The 10,831-nt window shown below is 47.7% G+C and carries 11 protein-coding genes; 5 read left to right on the forward strand and 6 right to left on the reverse strand.

Annotated elements, in window-relative coordinates:
* The first annotated feature begins 4 nt into the window (after positions 1-4).
* Complete coding sequence (locus tag HMPREF2700_RS10890) at positions 5-595, forward strand: LemA family protein (protein ID WP_070592080.1); 591 nt, start codon at positions 5-7, stop codon at positions 593-595.
* Between the two features lie 294 nt (positions 596-889).
* Here HMPREF2700_RS10890 and HMPREF2700_RS10895 read toward each other — a convergent pair whose 3' ends face one another.
* The 4 genes from HMPREF2700_RS10895 to HMPREF2700_RS10910 are packed head-to-tail and all read right to left on the reverse strand — an operon-like array spanning position 890 to position 5,159.
* Entirely contained in the window at positions 890-2,002 is a 1,113-nt protein-coding gene (locus HMPREF2700_RS10895) for an SGNH/GDSL hydrolase family protein (protein ID WP_070592081.1), read from the reverse strand.
* Complete coding sequence (patB, locus tag HMPREF2700_RS10900) at positions 1,999-3,027, reverse strand: peptidoglycan O-acetyltransferase PatB (RefSeq protein WP_070592083.1); 1,029 nt, start codon at positions 3,025-3,027, stop codon at positions 1,999-2,001. Before patB ends, HMPREF2700_RS10895 begins: the two co-directional genes overlap by 4 nt.
* A 10-nt stretch (positions 3,028-3,037) precedes the next feature.
* A complete protein-coding gene (locus tag HMPREF2700_RS10905) occupies positions 3,038-4,474 on the reverse strand; it encodes an MBOAT family O-acyltransferase (protein ID WP_070592084.1) in 1,437 nt (478 codons plus the stop codon).
* Positions 4,475-4,520: 46 nt separating this feature from the next.
* Complete coding sequence (locus tag HMPREF2700_RS10910) at positions 4,521-5,159, reverse strand: DedA family protein (RefSeq protein ID WP_070592086.1); 639 nt, start codon at positions 5,157-5,159, stop codon at positions 4,521-4,523.
* A gap of 230 nt (positions 5,160-5,389) precedes the next feature.
* On the opposite strand from HMPREF2700_RS10910, the gene hda reads away from it, so the two are divergent.
* The 4 genes from hda (at position 5,390) to HMPREF2700_RS10930 (ending at position 8,040) form a co-directional block, all read left to right on the forward strand.
* Entirely contained in the window at positions 5,390-6,058 is a 669-nt protein-coding gene (gene hda / locus HMPREF2700_RS10915; protein ID WP_070592087.1) for a DnaA regulatory inactivator Hda, read from the forward strand.
* Entirely contained in the window at positions 6,055-6,723 is a 669-nt protein-coding gene (locus HMPREF2700_RS10920) for a histidinol-phosphatase (protein ID WP_070592089.1), read from the forward strand. Before hda ends, HMPREF2700_RS10920 begins: the two co-directional genes overlap by 4 nt.
* A 59-nt stretch (positions 6,724-6,782) precedes the next feature.
* Positions 6,783-7,097 (forward strand): TonB family protein, encoded by a 315-nt coding sequence (locus HMPREF2700_RS10925; protein ID WP_070592091.1) that lies wholly within the window; start codon positions 6,783-6,785, stop codon positions 7,095-7,097.
* A 157-nt stretch (positions 7,098-7,254) separates the two neighbouring features.
* Positions 7,255-8,040, forward strand: coding sequence for an endonuclease/exonuclease/phosphatase family protein (locus HMPREF2700_RS10930; protein WP_070592093.1), 786 nt, complete (start codon positions 7,255-7,257; stop codon positions 8,038-8,040).
* A gap of 194 nt (positions 8,041-8,234) precedes the next feature.
* Here the strand turns inward: HMPREF2700_RS10930 and HMPREF2700_RS11730 are convergent, their stop codons facing one another.
* A complete protein-coding gene (locus HMPREF2700_RS11730; protein ID WP_141745860.1) occupies positions 8,235-8,537 on the reverse strand; it encodes a hypothetical protein in 303 nt (100 codons plus the stop codon).
* Positions 8,538-9,213: 676 nt separating this feature from the next.
* The coding region (locus HMPREF2700_RS10935; protein ID WP_070592094.1) for a DUF927 domain-containing protein at positions 9,214-10,831 on the reverse strand (1,618 nt) is incomplete at its 5' end.

A 10,831-nucleotide genomic window follows, 5' to 3' on the forward strand; every position in this document is an offset into this window, starting at 1 on the left:
CACTATGGGCATTATTAGTCTTGCACTTATCTTCGTATCAATCGCCGTCGTCTTATTGTATTTCAAACAACAGTTGAAAGACCGCAAAAAAGACTGTCGCGAATCTTTTGTCTCTTTGCGCATTGCGCTTGACTGCCGACATCAGGCCGTCCGTCATGTATTGGATGCATACGGCAAACACCTGCAAAAGCAGGGCATTGCATCGGATCCAAACGTTCAGCAGATGTGTGCCGAAGTCGAAACCGCATTGGCGCAAACTGCCAAAACATTTTCCGAATCCAAAATCAAACATCTGTGTGAAGCCGAAACAGCATTGAATCATGCGCTGAAAAAATTGCAAACTGCTGTCAAAGGCCTTTTGAAACAGTATCCTGATGAAAAATTGGCCGGTTTGATGGAAATGTTGGGTGCAGCAGAGGCAGAAGTCGCATCGGCACGCCGCACGTACAACCGCAGAGCCGGAAGCTACAACCATCATTTAAACAAATTGCCCAACCGCCTTGTCGCCAAGCCATTAGGCTTTGACAAGCAGGCAGGATTGGTTCGTTTTACGGAAAACCAAACGCAACGAATGAGCAACAATATGTTGGCTTAAAAATTAAGCGGTTTGCTGAATAAGCGATAAACAAAAGGCCGAGACCTTTGCAAAAATAGCCTGTTAACGAAATTTGACGCATAAAAATGCGCCAAAAAATTTTCAATTGACTAAAACCCTCCTAATATTGAGCAAAAAGTAGGAAAAATCAGAAAGGTTTTGCATTTTGAAAATGAGATTGAGCATAAAATTTTAGTAACCTATGTTATTGCAAAGGTCTCAGGCCGTCTGAAATATTAATTTCAGACGGCCTTTTATGTGCTGTTAATGAAAAACACTTAGGCTTCGGCCAATTTATTGAGCAAAGCGGATCAGGCTGTCGGCAAGTTTATCGGCTGCAGTTTCATAACCTTGTGCAGAGAAGTGAACGCCGTCTTTGGCTGCCAAGCCTTGAGCCATCCAGTTTTTCATGCTGCATGCTCCGCCCATCGCATCCTGCCAAGACCAGAACATGATTTTTTCGTCACGGGCAACACGTTGCTGCATTTGTTGTACTTCGCTGAGCAAGACCGGACGGTTGCCGCAGCTGCCGTAGGCGGTTTTCAAAGATTCCGGAGCGCCGAGGATCAGGATACCTGCGTTGGGCAGGGTGTTTTTGATTTGGCGGATGTAATTGTGCCATGTCCGTTCGGTAGAGGAAATATCGAGATTGCCGGAAAAGGCTTCATTGGTACCGTAGGCAAGGATGATTAAATCGGCTTTGGTTTGTGCCAAATCTTCCCACATACCCGGCCGCCATTTTGACCATTGGGATAACTGCGCGCCGTTGATGCCCATGGCGGAAACGGTTACGCCGCGTCCGGGGCGTTCGATATTAATGAAACCGATTTGCCAAGGCATGCCGCTGCTGAGGGTTATCGGCAGGGAGGTATTGGTATGCAGCAGTTGCCAACCATTTTGTGTGGCAGGGATTTCGCGTCCGTTGACGGTCAGGGTTTGCTCGGACCAAACCGGTTTGCCGAAAATGGAAATTTGTTGCATATCCATGCTTCCGTCGGCTGCGCTTAAGGTAACGCTGCCGCCATCGGCGCGTGCTTCAATACCGCCGAAAGAAAAATCGCTGTGTGATTTGCGGCTGCTGATGGTGTTCCAACCGCTGCCGTTGTAACGGATGGTTGCCATGCGCTGGCCTTTGACAGTATTGGGGTAAACCCAACCGATGCCGCCGTTGCCCCATTGTTGTTGCAAACGGCGACGCAGGCGGTCGGTGAAATAGTCGCCGGCGGTGTGGGAGTCGCCGACTTGGATAATGCGGAATTTGCCGTCTGAAGTATGGTTGAGCTGTTGCAGTTTGTTTAGCCAGGCAGGGCGGTTGGAGCCGTAGTTGCTTAACAGGCCGTCATTGGTTGCGCAGGCGGTAATAGGGAGTGCGAGAAGCGTGAGGAGTAAGGTTTTATTAAATTTCATGGTTGTGTATCGTGTGTAAAATTAATTTTTTCCATAATTTTTCCGGCCAATAGTTTTTGGCCTTCTGCGGAAAAGTGAATGCCGTCCTTGCTGCGGTAACGGATGATTTTTCCATCTACTTTGACAGAGTCGGCATATTCTTCTGCGCCATTGCTCAACAGTTTGTCGGTCGGCAGCCAAATGGCTTGAGGCGACACCGTACCCGACAGGATTTTGTCGAGGTAGCGCATCTGTTCGTTGAGCTTGGCTTTTTTCATGTAAGGAATGCCCAGCCAAATGACTTGGACATCATGTGTGGAGGCTGCATCAAGAATACGGCGGACGCGGTTGAGGTATTCTGCCTCCCATTCGGGGGAGGCGAACTTCAGGTATTTTTTACCCATCGGGAAATCCCAAGGGTCGTTAGGGCCTAAGAATACAACCAAAACGCGGATGTCGGGTTCTTTTTGTAAAGTTTGTTCGATGGTTTTCGGCCAGTCGAAGAAATTGGGGTAGGACAAACCGGTACTTTGTTTGCTGAGGTTGACCGATTGTACGCCATATTCTTGCTTGAGGTGTTTTTGTACGAAAGGTGCAACACCCTGCATCAGCGAGTCGCCGGCAAAGAAAACTTTATTGCCTTTTTTCAACACGACCTGTGTTGCCGACTGATCAGCCTGATTGCTTGGCTCGCTGGCTGCGGTATCCGTATTGTTAGCTACATCGGAAGCAGCAGAGTCTTTTTGATTGTCTGATACTTCAATGTTTTCCGTATTTTCAGACGGCCTTGTTGTTTCAATACCAGAGTCTTCCGAAGCCAAAGCGTCTTCTGTTTCCAGTGAAGCTTTCAGGCCGTCTGAAAATTCGTAGGCTTTTTGTTGCCAATCTGCACCGATACGCCACCAAGCGTATTCGGATAAAGGCTCAAGCGGACTGCTTTCATGATAGGTCTGCTGCCAATAGGCATTGATGGAGTTTTGTGCAAACCACGTCAGCGCAACCGCACTGAGCAGAATCGAAACAAACAGGGAGATAAAGCGTTTCATGTTCTGCTCCTTAGAAGTTGGCGTAAATAAAGCCAGGAATGCCGGACGGGGCGAAGACGATAATCAGGGCGAGGATAAGCGTGATGGGGATAAACCATAGCCATGCAGGCAGTTTGTCCAAGCCTTTTATTGATGCTTCAAATAAGCGAAGCAAATACGGGTATAGCAAAAGCATCATCGCAAATGCACCCAGCAACATGAGGTCGGTCGGCAGAGGCGCGTTCCAACCTTTGTCATTGGCAAATAAGGCACTGAACAGCATTTCCGTATCGGCAAGCGTTGCGCTGTTGAACACGACAAAAGCGAAACAAACGAAATGGAAGGTAAACAGCCAGGCAAGCGGTTTGCCGATTTTCAGACGGCCTAGGGCATTGCGGCCGACGATTTTATCGCCGCAGTTAAGGAATACCAAAGCCGCACCGTGCAGCGCGCCCCAAATCAAAAAGCTCCAGCCGTAGCCATGCCAAATGCCGGAAAGTAACATGGCAATCATCAGATTGAGCTGGGTGCGTCCGAAGCCTTTTTTGCTGCCGCCCAAAGGGATATAGATATAGTCGCGAATCCAAGTGGACAGGCTGATGTGCCACCTGTCCCAGAAGTCGCGGATGTTGATGGCGCGAAGCGGCGCGGCAAAGTTTTTCGGCAGCTGGAAGCCGAGCAGCATGGCCAAGCCGATGACCAAATCCGAGTAGCCGGAAAAGTCGAAAAAGAGTTGGAAGGTGTAGCCATAAATCGCAGACAACACGCCCCAGCCGTCGAACTGGGCCGGATTTTCAAAAACAGGCGATACCCAGCCTTCCGCCAATACGCCGGCAAGCCACCATTTTTTGGCAATGCCCAATACAATCAGGCCGACCGCCAAAGCCGGATAAATCAGCTGGCGTGCCTGTTTGGTGCGGATTTGCGCCAATGCGCCCGCTTGTTCGCCGTCTATGCTTTTAAAAGCGGCTGCACGGATAATCGGGCCGGATGTGATGGTGGGGAAGAAGCTCAGATGCAGTAGGAGCTCGTGCCATTCAAAACGGTCTCCCTTAGGCTCGCGGTAGCAATACACCAAGTAAGCCAGCGATTGGAAAGTGTAATAAGACAAACCCAAAGGCAAAAGGATGTCGATGACGGCGCTTTGCCCCGTATATTGCTGAATAATCGGGCGGAAAAAGTCGAAGTATTTGAAGAAACACAAAACAGTCAATGCCGCCGAAATACCGCAACCCAGCCAAAATTTGCGGATATTCTCGTTTTCAGAAAACATCAGCACGCTGACTAGGTAAACCACAGACGAGTAAACCAAAATCAGCGCGGCAAAAATAGGGTCGATACGGTAAAGCCAGCCCAGTCCGGCAACCAAAAGTAAAACGTTTTGAACTTGCGGCAAACGTGCAAATGCCCAGTACAGCGGCAAAAATACGATAAAGAATACCGCAAACTCAATAGACAACAACGGCATGACAATTCCTTGATGTGTTTAAACTTTCAAACTTTTCGATTGATTGTTATTTTTTGGCGTTAAGTTTGGCGCGGATGACTTCGACTACCGCGGGTAAAATCGAAATCACGATGATCGCCGCCATAACTAAGCCCAGATTGTTTTTGACGACGGGGATATTGGCGAAGAAGTAGCCTGCATAGGAAAACGATAACACCCACAACACTGCGCCGATAATGTTGTAACGGATAAACGTGCCGTAGTGCATATCGCCCATGCCTGCGACAAATGGCGCAAACGTCCGCACAATCGGCACAAAGCGCGCAATGATGATGGTTTTGCCGCCGTGTTTTTCATAGAACGCATGGGTTTTTTCCAAATACGAACGGCGGAAAATTTTGGAATCCGGGTTGGCAAACAGTTTTTGTCCAAAATACTTGCCGATCATAAAGTTGGCCGCATCGCCTAAAATGGCGGCCGCTAAGAGCAGCAATACCATGACGTGGATGTTCATGCCGCCGATGGCCGCAATACCGCCGGCAGCAAACAGCAGCGAGTCGCCGGGCAAAAATGGTGTTACGACCAAACCGGTTTCGCAGAAAATCACAACAAACAAAATCGCGTAAATCCACGGGCCGTATTGGGCGGAGAGGTGGACAAGGTGTTGGTCGATATGGAGGATGAAATCAATAAGGGTAGAAATCACTAGGGTTCCCCAAATAAAAAGGCCGTCTGAAAAAGAACAGACAAATGTTTCGGCGAGAAGTTCGACATTGTAAAACCAAAGCGGAATAAAACCAATGCCGTAAGCGCGTCAAGATATGTTTAGAAGTGCAGATATGTTGCAGGTATAGGCTTCAGACGGCCTTTATCCTTGATGGTGGACGGCAAAACAACGTAAAATAAAGCCGATTTCAACCTAACCGGTACGCCTTTGTGAACCAGCTCATCTTCGATTTTGCCAGCCATGATTATCCCGGCTTCGACAAATTTCTGGGAACAGAAAATGCCGAGCTGGTGTATGTGTTGCAGCACAAACATGGGCAATTTATCTATGTTTGGGGCGAAGAGGGCGCAGGCAAAAGTCATCTTTTGCAGGCATGGGTCGCACAGGCGCTCGATGCCGGACGAAATGCCCTCTATATTGATGCCGCCGCTTCGCCGCTGACAGAAGCCGCGTTGGATGCGGAATATCTCGCCATTGACCAAATCGAAAAGCTTAACAATGAAGAACAGGCTTTACTGTTTGCCATCTTCAACCGCTTCCGCAACAGCGGCAAAGGCTTTTTGCTTTTGAGTTCCGAATATACGCCGCAGCAACTCGTTATCCGCGAAGACTTGCGCACACGCATGGCGTATTGCTTGGTTTACGAAGTCAAACCGTTGACCGACCGGGAAAAAATCGATGCGCTTGTCAGTATGGCGGCCGCCCGTCAGGTAACCATCGATCCGGAAATATTCGAATACCTGCTGAACCATTGGCGGCGCGATATGGACAGCCTGATGCAAATGCTCGATACCCTCGACAACTACGCCGTTATGATGGGCAAGCGCATTACTTTGCCGCTTTTGCGCCAGCTTTTAAAACAACAGGAAACCCAATGAAAAACCTTGCCATTTTCGACCTCGACAATACCTTAATCAATACCGATTCGGATCACTCTTGGCCGCAATACCTGATTAAAAAAGGCATAGTCGATGCGGCTGAAACCGAGGCGCAAAATGAAAAGTTCTACCAAGACTATCAAAACGGTTGTCTTGATATCGATGCCTTCCTCAAATTCCATCTCGCGCCTTTAGCCCGTTTCAGCAAGGAAGAATTGGCTGAGTTTCATCGCGAGTTTATGGCCGAATATATTGTTCCGCATATTTCTCCGATGCAGCGTATGTTGGTGCAAAGCCATCAAATGGCGGGCGATGAAATGTTGGTTATTTCTTCGACCAACGAATTTATCATTACCCCTATCTGCCATCTTTTCGGTATTCACAACATTATCGGCACACAACTTGAAACCGGCGAAGACGGCCGATATACCGGCAACTATATCGGTACGCCCAGCCTGAAAGAAGGCAAAATTACCCGATTGAACCAATGGCTTGCCGAGCGTGGCGAGACATTTGAAAGCTACGGCAAGGTTTATTTTTACAGCGACTCCAAAAACGATTTGCCGTTGCTGCGTATCGTGAACGAACCTGTCGCCGTCAATCCGGATGCCGAGCTGGAAAAAGAAGCCAAAGCAAAAGGTTGGCCGATTTTGAATTTCAAATAATGACGAATCAGGCCGTCTGAAATATTTAACCTAACCACAACCCTAATAAGGACTAAAACATGAAAACGACTAAACTCCTCGCCTCAGCCCTGTTGTTTGCCACTGTATTCGGTACCGCACAAGCAGCCGATACCGAAACTCTGGAAGCCATGAAAGCGCAAAACGGCAGCGTTAAAATCGTTTTGATGGATGTTTTCACAACTCCTGCCGGCAATGTTGACCGCGTGAATATCATTCAATCCAGCGGCAATCCTGAAATGGACGAACGCGCAGTGAAAAGCGTTTCCAAATATCCTTATCCGAAACGCAAAACCGCATCTAAATACCAACATACTGTTACTTTTGAAACCAATGTTGAAGTAATCAATAACTGATTCGGACGCAAGGCCGTCTGAAAAACAGAAGGCGTTTTGATTGGGAAATTCCCTGTCAAAACGCCGTTTTATTCTTTAAACAAGTATAACCAAAATTGGCGTAAAACCACACGCTCCGGTGCTATACTGAAACAAATAAACCGCTTCATCACACATCATGTCTCCCCGTCCAGTTACCATTACTTCCTACAATATGCACAAAGGCATGTCTGCGCTCAACCGCAAAGTGCAGGTCAACCGCATGGCTGACGCGCTAGGTGCATTGGGTTCGGACGTTTTGTTTTTACAAGAAGTCCAAGGACAACATCTCAACAGAAGCCATCGTACCGACTTTCCCGATGCGCCGCATTACGACATCATCGGCGACAGCCTCGATTATCATCGCAGCTACGGCAAAAATGCCGTCTATCCCAAACGACACCACGGCAACGCCATTCTCAGCCGCCTGCCGCTGAAAACGGAAAACAACCTCAACATTAGCGTCAACAAACTCGAACAACGCGGCCTGTTGCATTGCGAAGTCGTGCCTGAAGGCTGGGAAGATCCGCTGGTGTGTTTGTGTGTCCACCTCAACTTGCGCGAGCCGGACCGCCTTAAACAATACCGAGCCATCAGTGACTACGTTGGCCGATATATTCGTCCGGAAAGCCCGTTGATTATCGCCGGCGATTTCAATGACTGGCGGCAGAAATCAGCGCGTGAGCTGGGCAGGGCATTAGATTTGAACGAAGTATTTGTCGATAATACAGGCAAACGCCCCAAAACCTTCCCTTCGCGCCTACCCATCCTCAGCCTCGACCGCATTTACACGCGCAACCTTGATGTCATCGATTCTGAAATCCACAACAGTAAAGACTGGCAGCATTTGTCAGATCATCTGCCATTGAGTGTAACGGTTAGACCTCATCGTAAAATGAATATGAAATCAGATAGAAAAATGTAAGGCTGAAATCTTTTTTAGCACTATTAGCAATGTATCGAAAGAAAAAGTTTTTTCACTCAGATATTTGAGACAAAAACAGGCCGTCTGAAAAGTTTCAGACGGCCTGTTTAAGTTTATAAAAAAAGCACAAACCTTTTTATATCAAAAGTTTGCGCTTTAAATCTGGTGGAGGCGGGGTCAATCGTACTTTGAGATTAACTCATTGATTTAAATAGAATCACATCTTTATATTCAGTAAAAGTTACCCCAAAAGTTACCCCAAAAATGTCAGGTAGGTGCATTTTTTTGCCACTATTTTCCCCTTTGTTAGATTGCCAGTTTAAGCCGTTTGGGTAGCATGGCAAAAATATTTTGCGGCATTTCTGCCAAGCTGTAAACATGGTTGAATTGTAACACTGGAAATTATCTGCGCTTGTGGGGTGCTCTCTGCTTTCTTCTTCCAGCCGTCCGATATTGCCTTTCGGGCGGCTTTTGTTTGTATCGGCTCTGTCAGTCATGCGCCCAAACAAGAAAGCGTATATACAGAAAAAAACGCAAAAATCGTTTGTTACCTTGTTACCAATGGCTGAAAGCCTTGCCAGTCATGGCTTACACGGTAACAAAACACATATTTTAACCTTGTTACCATTTGTTACCGCTCCTATTTTTTAAGCGTAACCATCTGAATATAAAAGGGTAACAAGTGGTAACAAATCGGTAACAAGTAAAGTTACGTTCATTTGTTACCGTTTTTCGGTGTTTTTATATTTATATTCATATAGTTATAAATGTTAAATTTTGTGGTAACAAAGGTAACAAGTGATTTTGCCTCGCGCATATGGTTTTATCTTTTCGCGCGTCTTGGTCTTCTTTCCTTTTTTATGGGCTCGCAAAATTCAAGGGGCTGCTTTTCTCGCGCGCGCGCGCGTATTGGTGTCGAAATTATTTATCCCTCGTCTGTCTTTGTTGGTCATGGCGGAAACAGGGCGTAATTGCGCTGTAAGCGCGTTTTGCTTTTGGGTAGGGTAGGTATAGGGTAGGGTGTGAATGGCTCTAATTTTTGAGATTTAGGGGCTTACTGTCGATTTTATGCTTTATAAGTAGGTCTGCTTGAATGTTTGGACGTAAAAAAGCCCGCCTGTGTTGGTCATGGCGGGCTTGGTTGGGATTTTGGAATTAACCCCATGTAAATGATTAGTCGTCCAGTTCTATATTTGTAGCTAAAACATGAAACCAGCCGTTGCCTTTCCGCTGGTGTTGGTAGCCTCTGTTTTTGTGGTTATATTTCAACAATCCATTATCTGCCAATACACGGCAGACTTTTGATTCATCGAAACTTTGGGCGATTTCATCGGCAAAGACACGGCGGATTACCCATAATTCCAATTTTTCCCCCTCCTGTTTCCTATATCCTGCATGGTCTTTATTGGTGCTTTTATCGCTCCATTCCATAAACCGCGTGCCTAATGCGTGCTGGGCGATAAAATCCTCTGCCTGCTCAATGATTCGGCGGTCTTCGTGTTTTCCTGCTCCGTTGGCTTCCAGCCATTCATCAAAGCATTTTTTCACGCCTGCCATGCCTACACCTACGGGCAAGCCGGTAACAGGGGCGGCAAGTTCCAAAGCAGCGGCGGCAATCGCAAAGCGTTTTGCTACTCTGCGCGCCTGTCCTGATAATTCGGGAATGGTTGCCATAAATGCGGCCATGCGCTCCGTTGCCTGCTGTTTGGCTTGTTCTAGGTCGTCTAAAAGCTGTCGGATAAATAGTCTTCCTGCCGTTCCGTGATATTTTTCTGTTGATTGGGCGATATGCTCACTCAACAATGCGCCATCTTCAAATCCGTGTAAGGTGTTATAAATACCGTATTGCGCGGCGGCTCTGATACTAGGCAGGCGGGCTGCTTGTCCTGCGTTCCAGTCGCCCTTATGGTGTTTCAAGATGGAATCAGGGGCCTTTTCGCCAGTGGAAAACATCATCACTTTCCAGCGGCTTAAAGCGCGGTTTCCGCCTTGTTTTGCGCCTTGCACTTTGTTGATACCGTTCATAACGCTATAAACAGTATCGCCGATAACGTGAGGGCTTGCCTGTCCTATTTCGTCCAACACCAGCAAGCCATCATTACGGGCGGCGGCTGTGTTGGAAAAGCCTATTTTTGTACCGCTCCAAGACAACAGGCTTCCTGATGGTTTGCCCCATACGCTCAAGGCTGCTTTTGCGGCTGTGGTTTTACCGTCTGAAGAATCGCCCATCAAGTGGAAGCCCCCCGATTCTTCGTTTAACAGGGAAAGCAACGGGGCGGCAAATGAAGCCCCCAAAGCAAGGCACAAACGGCTATTTCCTACTGCATATCGGGCTATGTTTTGTTGCCAGTCGGTAAGCTCTCCGCTGGGCTGATATGCCTTTGCTTGGCTGGTGTCGCCGTTGTAGATAATGGCGGGGTCTTTGTCTGTCGCTGTGATGGTTTCCCCGCTGGGCATAATGTAGCTGTCTTCGTGCCAGCCTGCGCGGTCGGTAATGGTAAAGGCTGTCTGGCTTCCCTCTTTCTGCAAATAGTCTGCCAGTTTTCGCCTTTTTGTTGGGTTGCTCTCAATGAATAAGCCGTAAAACCCCAAACGCTCCCAGCATTTCCCACCGGCAATTTCTGCTTGTGGCAGGGCGGCGGTCTTATGCCGGCGTGTGATTTTGTCTTTAAACTTGATAATCCGATAATACGCGCCGTCATTGTCTTGCCCCGTGCCAATGATGTCGATAGGGTCGGAAAGCAATAGCGGCTCTGATTCGATAATATCGCCGTCTTTGTCGGTTCTAACG

The sequence above is a fragment of the Neisseria sp. HMSC068C04 genome (assembly GCF_001810105.1).
Lineage (GTDB): Bacteria > Pseudomonadota > Gammaproteobacteria > Burkholderiales > Neisseriaceae > Neisseria > Neisseria flavescens_B.

Bases quoted from the DNA above. Each gene is read 5' to 3' on its own strand.
- HMPREF2700_RS10890 (WP_070592080.1), top strand. From the start codon at position 5: ATGGGCATTATTAGTCTTGCACTTATCTTCGTATCAATCGCCGTCGTC.
- HMPREF2700_RS10895 (WP_070592081.1), bottom strand. From the start codon at position 2,002: ATGAAATTTAATAAAACCTTACTCCTCACGCTTCTCGCACTCCCTATT.
- patB (WP_070592083.1), bottom strand. From the start codon at position 3,027: ATGAAACGCTTTATCTCCCTGTTTGTTTCGATTCTGCTCAGTGCGGTT.
- HMPREF2700_RS10905 (WP_070592084.1), bottom strand. From the start codon at position 4,474: ATGCCGTTGTTGTCTATTGAGTTTGCGGTATTCTTTATCGTATTTTTG.
- HMPREF2700_RS10920 (WP_070592089.1), top strand. From the start codon at position 6,055: ATGAAAAACCTTGCCATTTTCGACCTCGACAATACCTTAATCAATACC.
- HMPREF2700_RS10925 (WP_070592091.1), top strand. From the start codon at position 6,783: ATGAAAACGACTAAACTCCTCGCCTCAGCCCTGTTGTTTGCCACTGTA.
- HMPREF2700_RS10930 (WP_070592093.1), top strand. From the start codon at position 7,255: ATGTCTCCCCGTCCAGTTACCATTACTTCCTACAATATGCACAAAGGC.
- HMPREF2700_RS11730 (WP_141745860.1), bottom strand. From the start codon at position 8,537: ATGACTGACAGAGCCGATACAAACAAAAGCCGCCCGAAAGGCAATATC.